Genomic DNA, 16,997 nt, shown 5'->3' with positions numbered 1-16,997 from the left:
CTGGCGCCCATCATTTTATCTTACTGCGTGACGACGGCATCGGTGAACACTTTTGCAATCTCCTCTGGCGTCATTTTAACGATATCGTTAACGCGATCGCGATCGGCTAATAATGCGAATAAGGATTGAATAATTGCCACTTTTTCGCAAGTTTTATCAATGGCCATCATGACCACGATCTCCGGCACCACCCTCTCTTCCGGCTCATCGGTACGGTGAAACGCCACGCCGGCCCGATTGATACCGATGGCAAACCCGGTGTGGTTAACATGCTCAAACTCGGTATGCGGAATGGCGACGCTGTGGGTCTCCATAAAGATCCCCGTCGGGTAGCGCTCCTCACGAGCGAGCACGCCGTCGGTGAAACTCGGTTTTACCAGACCATCCGCCAGCAGACTTTGGGCAAGGCGGGTTAGTAAGGCCGTCCGACTCACGGCCTCGTTAAATGTCACCACTCGCTGAGCGCTAAACATCATTTTCCTGCCTCCGTCGCCGCTTCTGCCGGCTGTTCATTTTCCTGGGCCAGTTTGCGACGATTCCACAACACCAGCGCGAGGGTGCACAGGGTCAGAATCCCGACGCCAATCTCTTTGAGGTGGAAGCTCTGGATAATCGCCCACGGCAACATGGCCCCGGCATAATCCACGCTACTGATACTGGTGGTGCCCTGCGGCAGCGAGAAGCCGGTGCTGACCGCGGTGCTGGTGACAATCGGCGCCAGGTTGGTACCAATCAGCAGCGCCAGGCTCAGGGTTAACAGCCCGGTCAGCAGCGTGCGGAACATATCGCCGCGGCATACCGCCGTTACCAGAACAAAGGCAAAGGGTAAACCGGTTAATGACGCAAAAGGCAGGAACTGGTTGCCGGGAATGATGGCCGCGAGAACCAGCATCACCGGAATCATCAGCATCGAAACGGACAGCGTGACCGGATGCCCGACGCTGACGGCAGAGTCCAGACCAATGGCAATTTTACCGAACGATCCGGCTCGTGACTGGGCAATTTCCTGAATACGCTCACTGATCGGATAGACCCCTTCCATCAGCATCTTCGCCATCCGCGGAATAATGGTCATCACCGCCGCCATGGTAATCGCAGTTTGCAAAATAGCCTTGACTTCAATGCCGGCAATAATGCCGAGCAGCGCGCCGATAATAGCCCCGAGGGAAGCCGGGTCGCCGAGAATAGATAATCTCCGCTGAATCACTTCCGTATCAATTTTAATATCACGCACCACCGGAATACGGTCGACAATAGCATTCACCAGCCATGCCGCCGGAACAAATGAAGCGGAGAAACCGTGTGGCACCGAAATAGAGGGCAGATTTAAATATTTTTCAACATCGCCGCTGGTACGGTCGGCAATCACCATCGTAATAATGCAGTTAATCCCGGCGGCAAATATCCCCAGCCACAGGCTATCGGTAATAATCGTCACCAGTGAGCCGGTAAACGCGTGATGCCACAGGTTCCAGATATCGACGTTCAACACCCGGGTGGTTTTGGTGTACAGCATCAGCACGTTAATCGCCACGCACACCGGAATCACCAGCGCTCCGACGCGCGTCCCCATCGCCACCGCCGCTGCCGCGGGCCAGCCCACATCCAGCACGTTCAGATTCAGACCGAAACGCTCTACCAGCGCGTGGCTGACGGGCGTCAGAGAATCGATCATCAGGTTCACCGTAATGCTTAAGCCGATAAACCCGATCCCCACCATTAAGCCCGCTTTCAGGGCTTTACTGAGGGACAGACGTAATAATAGACCGAGGAGCATAAATATCAGCGGCATCATCACCGATGCGCCTAAACCCACGATGTAATCAACAATAAACATGGCTTAACCCTCGGCGAGAATTAATTCTTTCACGCTGCTGAACACTTTATCGGTACCCATGCCGGTTAATAGCGGCAGAGCGTTAATGACCGGAACGGACAGCGCAACGGGCGACGTCGAGACGATAAAATCGACATCGTCACGGGTTTTGGCTTCCGCCACGGTACCTTGTGAAATACGAACCTTATCGAGGATATTTTCTTTTTTCAGGAAGTCCTGCAGTTTATTTAAGGCGACGGTGCTGGTCGCTACGCCAGCGCCGCAGCAAATCATCATGTGTTTCATATGAATTCCTCTCTGTTTTGGTGAGGGGAATTAAAACATGCGGAGGGGAGAGGAATTGTGATCAGTGTGTAATTTTACACACTGAATACACAAAGGATGGTAAAAAGACAGTAATCAATTGATAACTATGAGAATTAATTTTTACCTGAGCGATAATCAGGCAAAAACCGTGATATAGATCTCATTAAATGGCTCGTTCATCACAACATTTCCGCTTTTCATCTCAGGGCTGCGGCGCGTTATCCGTAATACCATAGGCGGCATATTTCTGCAGCAAAGCATGATATTCCCCGTTGTCACGCAGCGTTTTCAATGCCGAAGTCAGCTGCTGCGCCAGCGCCGTGTTGCCTTTGCGAACGTAAATCCCCAGCGTTTGCGGGTAAATCGTCTGCGGGGAACTCACCTTCAGGCGGCCTTTACTACGCTGGGTAAACAGGCTGACCACGCCAGCGATATCCACCTGGGCCTGAATATTTCCGGAGAGCAGCGCCTGCAGCGTCTCCGGCGAGGTCGGGAACTCTTTAATCTCAATAGCCCCTTTGCCCTCCTGCTGGCAATCGCCTGCCGAAAGCGCCTGCAGCTTTTTCACCCATGAAGTCCCCTGCTGTAGTCCGACGGTTAGCCCACAGAGATCGTGTTCCGTTTGCGGCGCCACGGGACTGTCGCTGCGCACCATAATATAGGCCCCGGTGTTGGCGTACGGGATAGCATCCGCCTGACGGGTACGTTCCTCGGTGATATAGAGCGCCGAGATCACCGCATCCTGGCGCCCGCCGCTCAGACCAAGGATCAGGCTGCTGAATTTCGTATCCACCAGCTGGAGCGTTAAGCCTGTTTGCTGGCTGAGCAGCGCCGCCAGTTCGGCATCGAACCCCACGATGGCGTCATCCTGCCAGGATTCAAATGGCGGGTAGGCCACTTCCATAGCTATTTTTATTTTTCCCGGTGAGAGAGTGGCATCGGCCGCATTGGCCGCCGATGCCAGCCCCAACGCCAGTCCCAGCGTGGTCGCAAGATAACCTAGTGAGAGACATTTTTTCATCAGTTGGCTCCGGTTAAGCAGAAATGCGCCGATGATGAGCATCGGCAAGCTGGCAAAGCAGTTCGAACATCAGGGTCGCGCCGGTCAGGCTGGTGAGATTGCCCTGGTCAAACGGCGGCGACACCTCCACCAGGTCGGCACCAATCAGGTTCAACCCGGCAAGCTGGCGGAGACAATGCTGCGCCTGCAAGGTGGTCATACCGCCAATTTCCGGCGTTCCGGTGCCGGGGGCATAGACCGGATCCAGCACGTCGATATCAAAGCTGATGTAGGTGGGCTGGTCGCCGACAATCTCCCGCGCCCGCTGCATCACCCGCTCGACGCCCAGTTCATTGACCTGCTCCATACGGATAATCGTGATGCCGTTTTCCTCCGCCCAGCGGTGTTCATCCGCGGAGAACAGCGCGCCGCGAATACCGATTTGCACCGTGCGTCTCGGGTCGAGAACCCCCTCTTCCACGGCGCGGCGAAACGGGGTGCCGTGGGTAAAGCGCTCACCGCCAAAATAGCTGTCGTTGGTGTCCGAATGGGCATCAAAATGGATCATGCCCAGCGGCTTATTCCGTCCCAGCGCCCGCAAAATCGGCAAGGTGGTGAGATGGTCGCCCCCCGCGGTTAACGGCATTACCTGCTGCTGATTAAGGGCGTGATACCAGGCCTCAATGCGCGCCAGGCTATCCTGCATATCCACGGGATTAATCCGCACATCGCCCAGATCGCCTACCCGCGCATAATCGTAGGGAGAGCGGCGGGTCACCGGATGGATCCGCCGCACCAGGCTGGAGGCATTGCGCAGTTCGCGCGGCCCGTGGCGTGTGCCGGCACGGTTAGTGGTTCCGCCATCCCACGGCACCCCCACCACGCTGATATCCAGTTCGCTGGTCTGCGGGGCAAACGGAAGACGGAAAAAGGTCGGTAATCCGCTGAAGCGCGGAATTTCACCATCCTGCGGCTGCGGGTACTCATGTTCAGTTGCGGATGTCATTGCAGTTTCTCCATGGCTTATCGGGGCGATAAAGAGATACTGCGGAACGTAGTACAGAGAAAAAATAGTCAAAGCCAAAAAATTAGTTTAGAAAAATAAAAACAAAACCCGGGACTTACAGTGGAGTATTCCCCTATGTCAGTGGGCAAATTTCCCAATCTGCGCCTGTTACACGTTTTTATCACCGTCGCAAAATATCAGGGCTACGCCAATGCCCAGCAGGAGCTTAACCTGACGGTTTCGGCCATCAGCAACTATATGAGTGAGCTTGAAGAGAAGCTGGGAATCATTCTGTGTCGCCGTGGCAGAGGCGGATTTTCGCTGACGGAAAAAGGGGAAACCGTCCTTCAGCAAAGCATCGATTTGCTGAATTCGCTGGAGGATTTCGAACGCAATACGGCCACTCTGCGGGGCGAGCAAACCGGGATCTTTAATCTTGGCGTCATCGATTCTACGATTACCGATCCGATGCTGCCCATGAGCGATATTATTGCGACATTCAGCGAACGCTTCCCGCGGGTACAGATAAACCTGCAGGTCAGAAGTCCGAACGCGCTTTTACAGGGCGTGTTGAATAACGAACTGGATCTCGCCGTCGGGACCTTCTCACTTCAGGCCAACAGCGTGATTTCTCATCCGCTCTATCGCGAACAAAACTGGCTCTACTGCGGCGATAAGCACCCGCTCTTTACCGTTAAACATCTGACGGAAGCGCTGATTTCGCCGATGCGGATGGTCACCCGCAGCTACTGGAGCAACAGTGATTTGGGGCGTAAAGGCTTTAAGCAGAGCGAAGCCAGCGCCGAAAGTATGGAAGCACAGCTGATGCTCATCTTGTCCGGCAAATATATCGGCTATCTGCCGGAGCACTATGCGCTGCCGTGGGTACAAGCGCAAAAGCTGCGCGCCCTGCTGCCGACAGAATATGGCTACCAGGCTCCCTTTTCGCTGATCTTTCGCCGCGGGCGCAGCAAAGAGACGTTAATTCGCGCGATGCGGGATACCGTCCGCGCTCGCGTGAAAGGGCGAAAAGGCTAAAGGCCGCAGGGCGGAAAAATCTGACGCTTACTCCCGGCCGCCGGTGGCCAGAATGTAGCGCTGCGGCGACACGCCAAGCTTTTTACGGAACATCGCGATAAACGCGCTGGCGCTAGCGTACCCCAGTTCATGAGCCAGTTTGCTCACCGTCACGCCGCGCGCGAGATTGCATACCGCCTCCAGCAGACGAATCTGCTGACGCCATTCTGAGAAACTGAGATGGGTCTCTTCGCGGAACAACCGCGCCAGCGTGCGCTCGCTGGCCCCCACTTTTTGCCCCCACCACGCCAGCGTGGCCGCATGGTCCAGCTCGCGGCAAAGGGTATCGCACACCTGGCGCACGCGCCGGTCGCTGGGGAGAATGACATGGCACAGCATGCTGGCAGGCAAGCGGGCCAGCTCGTCGCTCAACAACGCCAGAATCAGCGCCTGACGTTCCGTCGACACGGTCTCTTCCAGACCGGCTGCAATCAGGGTATGCAGTAGCGGGGTAGCGGCCAGTCCACGGCACTGAAGGCCAAACTGACGCGAGGCCTGAGGGGTTAAATAGAGATTTTGCGTCACGACGTGATCAATCGCCTGCAGACCGTGCGACAAACCGCCGGGCAGCCAGATGGCACGACCGGGCGACAGCAGCCAGATATGCTGCGGAGTCACAATTTTTGCCACACCGCGCAGCGGGTAGATCAGTTGCCCTTGTTCATGCTGATGAACCGGCTCTTCGCTGCCGGGGGTATATTTCAGCTGGCGTAGCCCTTCAATAGCGTGCGGGATTGTCATCTTCACCTGCCCTTTGTCCGATTCTCACCATTTATCCGTACTGCTGCGTTTAGAGACAACTTTTGTCCGAATGGCGACATCCATGTGACCAGTCGCGCCATTCTGCCATGGACAGGCTTCTCTTTTGAAGTTGAATAATTATCATTTCCATCCAATTCTAATAACAGTCGGAAATGCTATGAGACAGATTGGCAAGTTTCTCAGGGATAAACCGTTGAAAGTACTGGCATGTACGATCATCGCAGGATACAGCGGGCAAGCGTTCACTGCGGATAACGGGCAGGATAGCACAAAAGAACAGACGATAGTGGTTACCGCCGATGCCGGTGCGCAGGGGCAGGATGACGAGAGCAACATCGTTGCGCACAGCGCGACGGCGGGCAGTAAATCCAGCCAGTTGATTAGCCGGACGTCGCAAAGTATTGCCGTCATCACCCAGGCGCAAATTGAGGCGCAGGCGGCAAAGACGATTCCGGAAGCACTACGCTACGTCTCCGGCGTCGCCTCGGAAAACGCCGGGCCGGATACCCGTTTCGACACCATTATCGTGCGTGGATTCGAAGCCGACGAATATCTCGACGGCCTGCGTCTGCCGCGTGAAGCCTGGTGGAGCCGCCCGGCGTGGGATCCGTTCCTGCTCTCGCGCATAGAGGTGGTCAAAGGGCCGGCATCGGTGCTCTACGGGCAGGCCAATCCGGGCGGGATCGTCAATATGGTGAGCAAAACCCCGCAGGCTGACGCCGGCGGTCAGGTGTATGTCACCGCGGGCAATAACAACCTGTTTGGCACCGGTTTCGACGTTACCGGCCCGCTGAACGCCGACAAAACGCTACTGGGCCGCGTCGCAGGGACCTTTTTCGATACGCAAACCCAGGTCGATCACACCCGCTACCAGCACTATGATATTGCCCCTTCGCTGACCTGGCAGCCGAACGAGCGAACCAGCCTGACCCTCCTTGCACAGCTGCGCAAAGACCCGGACAGCGGCTTCTACAACCAGATGCCGATCTCAGGCACCCTGACCCATAACCCTAACGGGCAGATCTCCACCAGCTTCTACGGCGGACAGCCCGGTTTTGATAAGTACGAGCGTGAACAGGGCAGTATTGGCTATCAGTTCCGCCATGACTTTAACGATACGGTCACCTTCCGTCAGAACCTGCGCTATATCAGCAGTACAGGTAACTATCTGATGGTTTATCCGTGGGGCGAGCACGCCGACGCGCCGTTGATAGACCGCTATTCGATGAACCTGAAAGAGACCATGTCCAACTTTGCGGTGGACAACCAGGCGGAGTTTCACCTGCAAAGTGGCCCGATCGCTCACGTTCTGCTGGCGGGGATCGACCGGATGCACACTTCGGTACGCAGCCAGGCCGGCTACGGCGATGCCAGCCCGATCAACTATCTCGATCCGGACTACAGCACCCCGGTTGAAAAACCGGCCTTCACCAGCAATACCCACTCAACTCTGGATCAAACCGGGTTCTATTTACAGGATCAGCTGGAGTGGAATAACTGGATCGTCAATCTCGCCGGGCGGTACGATGCGGCGAAAACGAAAAGCACCGATCTGCTTACCGATAGCCGCAGCGAACGTAACGATTACGCCACCACCGGCCGCGCCGGGCTGCTCTACCACTTCGACAACGGACTGGCGCCGTACATCAGCTATTCGACGTCGTTCGTGCCGAGCAGCAATATCGATTTCTACGGCCACGCCTTTAAGCCCACCGAAGGTAAACAGTCGGAGATTGGTCTGAAGTACGATCCGGTTGGCCTCGATGCGCTGTTTACCCTTGCGCTGTTTAACCTGCGTGAAACCAACGTCGCCACTCCGGACCCGGATCATGCCAACTTCAGCGTGCAAACCGGTGAGATCCGTTCTCGCGGCGTCGAACTGGACGGCAAAATCAACCTCACCCCGGCCTGGTCGGTACTGGCATCCTGGGCCTTCACCGACCCGAAAGTCACCAGCGCTAACGACGGCACGGAAGGCAAACATCCGGTGGGGATTTCCCGTCACAGCGCCAAACTGTGGACCCAGTATGCGCTGAGCGGCCCGCTCGACGGTTTCTCGCTGGGCGGCGGCGTGCGTTATATCGGCAGCAGCTATGCCACCAGCGATAACAGCCTGAAAGTCCCGGCGGCGACGGTGTACGACGCGCGAATTGGCTACCAGTGGCGTGAATGGGGCGTGGCGCTTAACGCCGCCAACCTGACGGATAAAACCTATCTCGCCTCGTGTCAGGATAACGGCTGCGAATATGCGATGAAACGCCAGCTGATTGCCACCGTGAACTACAAGTGGTAGCCATGCTGTCACGACGCAGGTTGCTCACTGCTGCCCTACTGGCCCCCGCTCTGTCGTGGGCCAGCAGTTCGCCTGTGCCACAGCGACTGGCGGTACTGGACTGGGGGCTGACCGAAATGATCCTCGCTCTCGGCATTACGCCAGCGGGGGTTTCGGCGCCGGACTGGTATCGCAAACTGATCTCCGTTCCGACTCTGCCGGCAACGGTGCAGGATTTAGGCCTGTTGTTTCAACCTAATCTGGAAACGCTCTATGCGTTGAAACCGGACACAATTGTGATCACTCCCCAACACGCCCTGTTAAAACCGGCTCTGGCGCAGGTGGCCCCCCTCGTGACGCTGCCCGCCCACGGCCTCAGCGCCTTTATTAGCGCCACGCAACAGCTGGGTATCGTACTTAAACGTGAACCCCAGGCGGCCGCGCTGATCGCCGCTCTGTCCCAGCGCATTATCCGTGCCCGCGGCTATGCGCAGAAACTGCTTCAGCCGGTCTTGTTCGCTTCCCCGGTGGATGCGTTACACCTGCGGTTGTATACCGCCGGTAGTCTGCCGGGCGATGTACTGGCGGCCTGCGGGATGCGCAACGCCTGGCGTGCAAGCGGCGGCGCCGAAGGCAACGTCCTGGTGGAGCTCACCCGTATCGCCACCCTCGATGCCCGACCGATCCTGCTGGTCGCGGCGGATCAGCGTGAGGCGGTAGCGCACTGGCAGCAAAGCCGGCTGTGGCGAAGCCTGCCGCTGACCTCACGCTATCCACTCGCGCTGATTGAGCAGCCCATCAGCGACGCCGGCGCACTGATCACCGCCGGGCGTTTTGCCGATATTTTCAGCCAGCTGATGGCGGGGTGGCGCGATGCATGAGCCCTTTTCCCGTCATCTCTCCTGGGGCGTTATCGGCATGCTGTGGCTGGCTTCTCTGCTGCTGGCGGTCGGCGATGTGCGGCATCAGGGCGGGTTTGCCGCGCTGTTCGATGCCCACAACGTTCAGCCGACGACGATTATCCTGCACAGCATGTGGCTTCCACGACAGGGGATGGCCATCGTAGGCGGCGCGACGCTCGGGCTGTGCGGCTGGCTGATGCAACGCGCGCTGCGCAACCCGCTGGCGGAGCCGATCACCCTCGGGATGACTTCCGGCGCAACCCTGGCGATGGGCCTGGCGTCGCTGTGGCTACCGGCGCTGACCGGCGGAATGCGGATGGGGATGATTATCGGCGGCGAGCTGGTCGCACTGCTGCTGGTTCTGCTTCTGAGCTGGCGCCAGCGCCTCTCTCCGCTGGTGATGATTCAGGCGGGAATGATGATTAACCTGTGGTGCGGTGCGCTGACCATGCTGATCGCCATTATCAACGACCGTTTCCTGCTGACCGTGCTGATGTGGGGCGGCGGTTCGCTGGCGCAGGAGGACAGCCATCTGCTGCTGGCGCTGCTGCCGTGGCTGGCGCTGTGCGTCGGGCTACTGATGCTGCTATTTCGCCCGCTGGAACTGCTGCAGCTCCCGGAAACCATGGTGAATAGTCTTGGCGCTTCACCGCTGCGGATTCGTGCCGCCGCGGTGCTGCTGGCGCTGGTGATGAGCGCGCTTATCATCAATGCCGTCGGCGTCATCGGCTTCATTGGTCTTGCCGCACCGCATCTCGCCCGTTTTGGCGGCGCGCGCACCTCGCGCCAGCTGGTGTTGCATAGCGCCCTGACCGGCTCAGGCCTGCTGTGGTTTACCGACCTTTGCGTTTCACGTGTTTCCCTGTTTAACGGCCAGCTGCTGCCGGTGGGGATGTTAACCGCTCTGACCGGCGGACCGCTGCTGATCCTGCTGGCGCGCTTCGCCCGTCAGCAGAGTCTGGATACCGCCCCGCCGCCGCAGATGTCGTCCCACACCAGCCGTTGGATTCCCTGGGCGGCAGTGCTCGCCCTCGCGGTATCCGTGGCTATCTCGCTGTTTTTCGGCCATGGTCTGGCCCACTGGCACTGGGCGCATTCGACTGAGCTGGCTCAGCTGCTGCCTTTACGGCTGCCGCGTCTGCTGGCGGCCATTAGCGCCGGCGCGTTGCTGGCTGGCGCGGGGGTACTGATGCAGCGGGTTAGCGGCAATCCGCTCGCCAGTCCTGAAGTGCTGGGTATCGGCGGCGGCGCGGCGATGGGGGTGACCGTGTATATTTTGCTATTTCCCACCCACGGCAGCACTTTTTTGCTGTTCAGCAGCCTCTGCGGCGCGCTTATCAGCCTGCTGCTGACGATGTGGAACAGCCGCCGCAGCGCCTTTAATCCGCAGCGGGTGTTACTCAACGGCGTCGCCCTCAATGCCCTGTGCCAGGCGGCGGTGAGCATGGTCATGCTCAATAACCTTGCTGCCAGCTCGGTGCTGCTGCCGCTGATGACCGGCAGTACCTATTACATCAGCGCCCCTCTGGCGCAGTGGCTGTTTATTGCCACCCTGATTTTGCTGACCCTGACGCCGCTGTTCCGCCGCTGGCTGGTGCTGCTGCCGCTCGGCGGGGTTGCCGGTTCGCTGGGGCTTTCCCTGCCCCGCGCCCGTTTCGGGGTACTGACGCTGGCGGCGCTGATGACCGGGCTCGCCACGCTGCTGGTTGGCCCGGTGTCGTTTATTGGCCTGCTCGGGCCGCATCTGGCGCGTAAAACCGGTGTCAAAGGCGCGCTGGCGCAGCTCTACACCGCCGCGCTGCTCTCCGCCTGCATTATGACCCTCGCCGACTGGCTGGGACGCAACGCGCTCTATCCGCGCCAGCTTCCGGTCGGACTGGTGGCCTCGCTTATTGGCGTCCCGCTGCTGGTCTGGCCGTTGATTCGCGCAAAGGGCCAGCGTGGGGCTGAATAACAGATAAAAAGCCATGAAAAAAAGGAATGCCGCATGTCGGTTTTGTTGATTTTATTTCGTATGGTCGGCGGCTGGCTGCTGCTGGCGGTTGTCGCCGGGTTAATCAGCGGGTTTAGCAATGCGTCGCTGCTGGCTATGATTAACCACAGTCTGACGCTGCCGCAGGAGAAAAGCGCTCTCGCTCCGGGAATACAGTTTGCGCTGCTGGCGTTGCTGATGCTGGCGACCCGGATTGTCTCGCAGACCACGTTTATGTTTCTCGGGCAGAAAGTAAAGGCGCACCTGCGCGGCGAGCTCACCCGCCACGTCAGCGAGACCCGCTGGCTGTCGCTGGAGCGTGCCGGGATGGCGAAAACGGTGTCAGTGCTGACTCAGGATCTTGACACCCTGGTGGTATTTTTTGTCAGCCTGCCAAACCTGTTTATCTACGGCGCGGTCATTATCGGCTGCCTGATTTACCTCGCCACCCTCTCCGCCAGCGTTCTCGCACTGGCGCTGGTGGCGATAGCCCTCGGCACTCTGGGCTATCGCGCCGCCCACGGCCGGGCGATCGGCCTGCTGCGCCGGTCGCGACAGCGGGAAGACACCTTGATTCAACAGTGCAAAAAACTGTTCGACGGCGGACGCGAATACCGGCTTAATGCCGCTCGCCGCCAGCGATTTGTGTATGGCGAGCTGGCGGACAACATTGAAGCCGTCCGCCGGGAACGGACCCGCGGGTATGTCCTCTACGGGCTGGCCACCAGCTGGGGAAGTATTCTGTTTTTTGCCTTTATCGGCCTGGTGCTGTTCGGCCTGCGGGACTCCCTGACGCTGGATCCGGCGGCCATCACCGGCTACGTCATGATCTTTCTCTACATGATTGTGCCGGTCGAAGGCGTGCTGTCATCGCTGCCAACGATTGCCAGCGCCCGGGTGGCGCTCCAGCGGGTGCAGCACCTGCGTGACCATCTGCCCCCGGAACAGCCGCAGCGCCCGCTGCCTGCGGTGCCCTTTCGCTCCCTGACGCTGCAAGAGGTTCGCTATCAGTACCAGGGAGAAGATGGCGAACGCTTTACCCTCGGGCCGCTGAATCTGCAGTTTACGCCCGGGGAACTGGTGTTTGTGGTCGGCGGCAACGGCAGCGGCAAAACCACGCTCGCCAATCTGCTGGTCGGCCTTTATCCTCCGGATAGCGGGGCCATTTTACTGAACGGCAGCAAGATTGCCGCCGACCAGCAGGCAGGCTATCGCCAGCTGTTCTCTGTGGTTTTCAGCGATTTTTTTCTTTTTGACGACGTGGCGTTTATCCATGAGCGGACGCCCGCGCAGGTGGCGCATTTGCTGCATCTGCTAAAGCTCAGTCATAAAGTACGTTTCCAGAACGGCCGTTTTTCGACGACCGCCCTCTCGCAGGGACAGCGCAAGCGGCTGGCGCTGCTGCAGGCCTGGCTGGAGGCGCGCCCGCTGTATCTGTTTGATGAGTGGGCCGCCGATCAGGACCCGGAGTTTAAGGCCGTGTTTTACCTGGAGCTGTTGCCAATGCTCAAATCCGAAGGCCGGACCATCGTCGCGATCACCCACGACGACCGCTACTTTTACCTGGCGGATCGGATTATCAAGCTGGAGTCTGGGCAGGTTGTGTAGTCCGCGCGTGCTCCGCGCAGAGGCGCGATTTCGCGGAGATATCTTTACCCGTCGGTAAGGTTATCTCCGCCGGCACCTATTCGTGAATCTTCCATTTTTGTTTGAGGATATTTTTATCCTGACTGTCCAGCCAGCGGTTCACCTTCTCCAGCAGCGGCTGATTATCTTTGTTCATCATATAGACTTTAAAACTGGCGGTGCCCGGGAAGGGTTTATCCGTCGCGACGCAGAAGACACCGGGCTCTTTGTTCTCGTAATAGACGCCTTCAATCAGGTCGGTGACCATCATATCGGCGGTTTTCTGGCGTAACGCCTCGAGATTATCGACGTTGTTTTTGACCCTGATAATCTGCGCATGTTTGAGATGAGCATCGACGTAGCTCTGATTGGTGCCGCCCGGGTTAACAATCACTTTCACATTGGGGCGGTCAATCTTTTCCAGGCTGCCGAGTGCCGGGGCCGCCATACAGTTCGCCAGGGCGATTTTTCCGTTTGCCACCACCGGATGGCTGAGGGCGAAATCTTTAGCCCGTTCCGGGGTTTCAGTGACACCGCCCATCGCAATATCAAACTTATCGGCCTTCAGATCGCTGGAAAGCGTCGGCCAGCTGGTCAGCACAAAGGTGACCTTAAGCCCCAGCTTCTGCCCCAGATCCTTTGCCATATCCACGTCGTAACCACGCAGTTCGCCCGCTTCGTTGTGGAACGCCAGCGGAGCATAGTCGCCCGGAACGCCCACTTTCAACTCACCGCTTTGTTGAATCGCCTGCAGATCCCGCGCCTGGCTACCGCAGGCAATACTCGCGAGTACGAAGGTCAGACAGACCTTTAAGTTCATACCATCATCCTTATCAATACGTGGGTTTTGTGAAGGTTTTGCACGATTCCAGCGCGCTTTATTTTCTGCTCATTTGTTGCACAGATTACAACATTGTTAATCGTATGTTTTATTTTTGTGATGCACAACCAGGAAACGTTGCACTTTCTTTGTGCATATTCTGGCGAAAATATACGCTCTTTGTTCGCCTGCCTCGCGCATTTTCCCAGTGATACCGCAAAAAACGGTTTTCCGGAACAGATGGCATGCATCGTGCTTTGTTAGTTGAGTAACACAATGCGGGTTCATGAGAGAGAAATCTCATTGAGAGGCGGGTATGAACGATAACTCCAGGCTGTTTCGCACCATCGAGTCGATATTTAGTCAGCTGACGCCAAGTGAAAAACGCATCGGCAGCTGGCTACTGAGCCATCGGGAACATATTCCCTATGAAACGGCCGATAGCATTGCGCTGGCGACCGGTACCAGCGGGATCACCGTCGGCCGCTGCCTGCGCAAACTCGGCTATCGCAACCTCGACGACGTCAAAAACGGTCTGAAAGATCATACCCCGGCGCCCTATAAACACTGGGGCGTCATCGACCGCCTCGACTCCTGGGCGCAGCAGCAAACCCAGCCCGATCGCGCCAGCCTGTCGCTGCAGATGGAGCTGGATGCGATCCGCTATGTTTATCAGCTGGCGCAGGAAGAGACCTTCGCCCGGGTCAGCACGCGGATCGCCCAGGCCGATACGGTGATTGTGCTCGGGATCCAGTCCACGCGAGGCATCGCCAACAGCTTTTTTAGCCATCTCGAATACCTGCGCCCGCGCGTGACCTATGCCGACGGCAGTTCCGGTAGCTGGCTGGAGTCGCTGAACTCCGAATACGCACACCCTTACATCATCCTGACGGATACCCGCGCCTACTCCAGCACCGCCCGCCAGTTCTGTCGGGTTGCCGCCGAGCGGCGCATTGCCACCGCGCTGGTCACCGATATCTGGTGTCCGTGGGCCCGCGACTATCCGGTCGATCTGCTGCAGGTCAAAACCGATACCGGTCATTTTTGGGATTCCCTCGCCCCAATCAGCTGTCTTTTCAACCTGCTGCTCTCCGCGGTCGTCGAGCAGCTCGGCCCGACGCTGTCGCGCCGGCTGGCCGAAAACCGGGCGCTGCAGCAGGAATTTGGTCAATTTGAACGTGAATAAGCGCCTGCTCGTCAGGCTCCAGGACAGGAAACAACAGATGAATCAGCAAGTCACTCTGGTCGATATCCGCGCGCGCTTTCCGGCGCTGGCTATCGATCTCAAGTACGCCAGCGCCGATAACATTACCGGCCAGCCCATCTATGCCGAAGCCCGCTGCCTGCTGCACCCGGATGCGGCGGCGGCGCTGGAGAGATCCCTGCGCATCGCGCAGCTGGCGGGCCTGAATCTGCAGGTTCTCGATGCCTATCGTCCGCAGCAGGCGCAGCAGTTGCTGTGGAACGCCTGTCCGAACCAGGACTACGTGGTGCCGATTGCGCTGGGTTCGAACCACAGCCGCGGTACCGCTATTGATGTGACGTTAATCGACGAAAACGGCCAGCCGCTGGATATGGGCACCGCCTTCGATGAGATGGACGATCTCTCTCACCCTTATCACCCGGCGGTTCCCCAGGCCGCCCAACGTAACCGCCTGCTATTGAACGCCATTATGTTTGGCGGCGGCTTTAAGGGTATTTCCACGGAATGGTGGCACTTCGAATTACCGGATGCGGCCGGTTATCCGCTCCTTGACGATGTTTTCGCCTGCCTGTCCCCCGCTCACACTGACGGAGTCATTCCATGAATATGAGTCGCACCTCTTTTACCGGTTTTCGCCCGCTGCTGTTGGCCGTTGCGCTGGCAGCGGCTATCGCCCCGGCTTATGCTGCCGTGCCCAAAGATATGCTGGTCATCGGTAAAGCCGCCGATCCGCAGACGCTCGACCCGGCCGTCACTATTGATAATAACGACTGGACGGTCACCTACCCGGCCTATCAGCGGCTGGTCAAATACAAAACCCAGGACGGGAAAGGCTCAACGGACGTCGAGGGCGACCTGGCCGAAAGCTGGCAGGTCTCTGATGACGGTAAAACCTGGACCTTTTCACTGCACAAAAACATGCAGTTTGACGACGGCACGCCGGTCACCGCCGAAGCGGTAAAACTCTCTTTCGAACGCCTGATGCGCATTAAGCAAGGTCCTTCGGAAGCCTTCCCGAGCGGGCTGAAAATTGAGGCCGTGGATCCCGCCACGGTGCGCTTCATCCTGCCGGACTCGTTCGCTCCGTTCCTCCACACCCTGGCCAATGATGGCGCGTCGATCGTCAACCCGGCGGTCCTGAAGGCCAACGCCGCCGATGACGCCCGCGCCTGGCTGGCGGAACACACCGCCGGCTCGGGAGCCTATATGCTGCAGCGCTGGCAGAAAGGCCAGCAGCTGGTGCTGGTGCCCAACCCGCACTTCAGCGGCACGAAGCCGACCTTTAAACGCGTGACGGTGAAGATTATTGGTGAAAGCGCCGCCCGCCGTCTGCAGCTGACCAAGGGCGATCTGGATATTGCCGATGCGCTGCCGGTCGACCAGTTTGCGGCCCTGAAGAAGCAGGATAGCGTGGCGGTGTATGACTATCCGGCGCTACGCGTGACCTACCTGTATCTCAACAACAGCAAAGCGCCGATGAATCAGGTCGATTTACGCCGCGCCGTCTCCTGGGCCACCGATTATCAAGGGATGGTCAGCGGCATTCTCGGCGGCAACGGCAAACAGATGCGCGGCCCAATCCCCGACGGTATGTGGGGCTTTGACCCGAGCGCGATGCAGTATTCCCTTGATATGGATAAAGCCAAAGCCGCGCTGGCCAACGTCGCCGATAAGCCAAAAACCCTGTCGTTCCTCTACTCCGATAACGACCCGAACTGGGAGCCGATTGCGCTCTCCACCCAGGCAAATCTGCAAACCCTCGGCATCCAGGTGAAGCTGGAAAAACTGGCTAACGCCACCATGCGCGAGCGCATTGGTAAAGGGGATTACGATATCGCTATCGGCAACTGGAGCCCGGATTTCGCCGACCCCTATATGTTCATGAACTACTGGTTCGAGTCAGATAAAAAAGGGCTGCCGGGCAACCGTTCGTTCTATGCCAACCCGCAGGTTGACGCGCTGCTCAAACAGGCCGTCGCCACTACCGACCAGACAGAACGCACCCGGGATTATCAGGCGGCGCAGAAAACCGTTATCGATGAGGCCGCCTACGTCTATCTGTTCCAGAAGAACTACCAGGTGGCGATGAATAAAGAGGTCAAGGGCTTCGTCTTCAACCCGATGCTTGAGCAGATTTTCAATATTGCCGATATGCACAAATAGCGCATCTTAACCTTGTGATGCCGGGCCGTCGCGGGCCCGGCAGAGGGCGT

Annotated in this window: 15 protein-coding genes; 8 read left to right on the top strand and 7 right to left on the bottom strand. The window is 58.2% G+C overall.

All coding sequences use genetic code 11. The features are described from left to right. Positions 1–20: 20 nt before the first annotated feature. The 5 genes from OQV00_RS05810 to speB all read right to left on the bottom strand — a co-directional run bounded on the left by OQV00_RS05810 (position 21) and on the right by speB (position 4,149). Positions 21–476, bottom strand: coding sequence for a PTS sugar transporter subunit IIA (locus OQV00_RS05810; RefSeq protein ID WP_004866667.1), 456 nt, complete (start codon positions 474–476; stop codon positions 21–23). Then, positions 473–1,837 carry a PTS galactitol transporter subunit IIC gene (locus tag OQV00_RS05805; protein WP_004866671.1) on the bottom strand — a complete coding sequence of 455 codons (1,365 nt, stop codon included), beginning with the start codon at positions 1,835–1,837 and terminating at the stop codon, positions 473–475. The genes OQV00_RS05810 and OQV00_RS05805 overlap by 4 nt, the downstream gene beginning before the upstream one ends. A 3-nt stretch (positions 1,838–1,840) precedes the next feature. Beyond that, positions 1,841–2,122, bottom strand: coding sequence for a PTS sugar transporter subunit IIB (locus OQV00_RS05800; RefSeq protein ID WP_004866676.1), 282 nt, complete (start codon positions 2,120–2,122; stop codon positions 1,841–1,843). 223 nt (positions 2,123–2,345) lie between these two features. Then, positions 2,346–3,164, bottom strand: coding sequence for an ABC transporter substrate-binding protein (locus tag OQV00_RS05795; RefSeq protein WP_266279991.1), 819 nt, complete (start codon positions 3,162–3,164; stop codon positions 2,346–2,348). 13 nt (positions 3,165–3,177) lie between these two features. Next, the gene (gene speB, locus OQV00_RS05790) at positions 3,178–4,149 is read right to left on the bottom strand and encodes an agmatinase (protein WP_015585905.1); all 972 of its coding nucleotides are present in this window, start codon (positions 4,147–4,149) and stop codon (positions 3,178–3,180) included. Between the two features lie 135 nt (positions 4,150–4,284). Here speB and OQV00_RS05785 point away from each other — a divergent pair, with 135 nt between their 5' ends. Continuing rightward, positions 4,285–5,187: a LysR family transcriptional regulator gene (locus OQV00_RS05785; RefSeq protein WP_015585904.1), complete on the top strand. Its 903-nt coding sequence runs from the start codon at positions 4,285–4,287 to the stop codon at positions 5,185–5,187. 27 nt (positions 5,188–5,214) lie between these two features. On the opposite strand, the gene OQV00_RS05780 is transcribed toward OQV00_RS05785, so the two are convergent. Next, positions 5,215–5,967, bottom strand: coding sequence for an AraC family transcriptional regulator (locus OQV00_RS05780; protein WP_004866685.1), 753 nt, complete (start codon positions 5,965–5,967; stop codon positions 5,215–5,217). A gap of 214 nt (positions 5,968–6,181) precedes the next feature. Between OQV00_RS05780 and OQV00_RS05775 the strand changes: the two genes are divergently transcribed. From OQV00_RS05775 to OQV00_RS05760, 4 genes are all read left to right on the top strand, one after another. Further along, positions 6,182–8,281 (top strand): TonB-dependent siderophore receptor, encoded by a 2,100-nt coding sequence (locus OQV00_RS05775; protein ID WP_266279988.1) that lies wholly within the window; start codon positions 6,182–6,184, stop codon positions 8,279–8,281. 74 nt (positions 8,282–8,355) lie between these two features. Beyond that, entirely contained in the window at positions 8,356–9,141 is a 786-nt protein-coding gene (locus tag OQV00_RS05770; RefSeq protein WP_226951612.1) for an ABC transporter substrate-binding protein, read from the top strand. After that, positions 9,134–11,116 (top strand): Fe(3+)-hydroxamate ABC transporter permease FhuB, encoded by a 1,983-nt coding sequence (gene fhuB, locus OQV00_RS05765; protein WP_075808279.1) that lies wholly within the window; start codon positions 9,134–9,136, stop codon positions 11,114–11,116. Before OQV00_RS05770 ends, fhuB begins: the two co-directional genes overlap by 8 nt. Before the next feature lie 33 nt (positions 11,117–11,149). Next, complete coding sequence (locus OQV00_RS05760) at positions 11,150–12,742, top strand: cyclic peptide export ABC transporter (protein WP_266279983.1); 1,593 nt, start codon at positions 11,150–11,152, stop codon at positions 12,740–12,742. Between the two features lie 76 nt (positions 12,743–12,818). Here OQV00_RS05760 and OQV00_RS05755 read toward each other — a convergent pair whose 3' ends face one another. After that, positions 12,819–13,580 (bottom strand): transporter substrate-binding domain-containing protein, encoded by a 762-nt coding sequence (locus tag OQV00_RS05755; RefSeq protein ID WP_004866701.1) that lies wholly within the window; start codon positions 13,578–13,580, stop codon positions 12,819–12,821. Between the two features lie 316 nt (positions 13,581–13,896). Here OQV00_RS05755 and OQV00_RS05750 point away from each other — a divergent pair, with 316 nt between their 5' ends. The 3 genes from OQV00_RS05750 to OQV00_RS05740 are packed head-to-tail and all read left to right on the top strand — an operon-like array spanning position 13,897 to position 16,947. Next, positions 13,897–14,766: a MurR/RpiR family transcriptional regulator gene (locus OQV00_RS05750; protein WP_004866702.1), complete on the top strand. Its 870-nt coding sequence runs from the start codon at positions 13,897–13,899 to the stop codon at positions 14,764–14,766. 37 nt (positions 14,767–14,803) lie between these two features. Beyond that, a complete protein-coding gene (ddpX, locus tag OQV00_RS05745) occupies positions 14,804–15,388 on the top strand; it encodes a D-alanyl-D-alanine dipeptidase (RefSeq protein ID WP_004866705.1) in 585 nt (194 codons plus the stop codon). A 2-nt stretch (positions 15,389–15,390) separates the two neighbouring features. Beyond that, positions 15,391–16,947: an ABC transporter substrate-binding protein gene (locus OQV00_RS05740; protein WP_369974013.1), complete on the top strand. Its 1,557-nt coding sequence runs from the start codon at positions 15,391–15,393 to the stop codon at positions 16,945–16,947. The last annotated feature ends 50 nt before the right edge of the window (positions 16,948–16,997 follow it).

The organism is Klebsiella sp. DY2415 (genome assembly GCF_026314315.1).
Classification (GTDB): domain Bacteria; phylum Pseudomonadota; class Gammaproteobacteria; order Enterobacterales; family Enterobacteriaceae; genus Klebsiella; species Klebsiella ornithinolytica.
The sequence above is the reverse complement of the archived record's forward strand: the minus strand, read 5'-3'. Positions and strand labels throughout refer to the sequence as shown.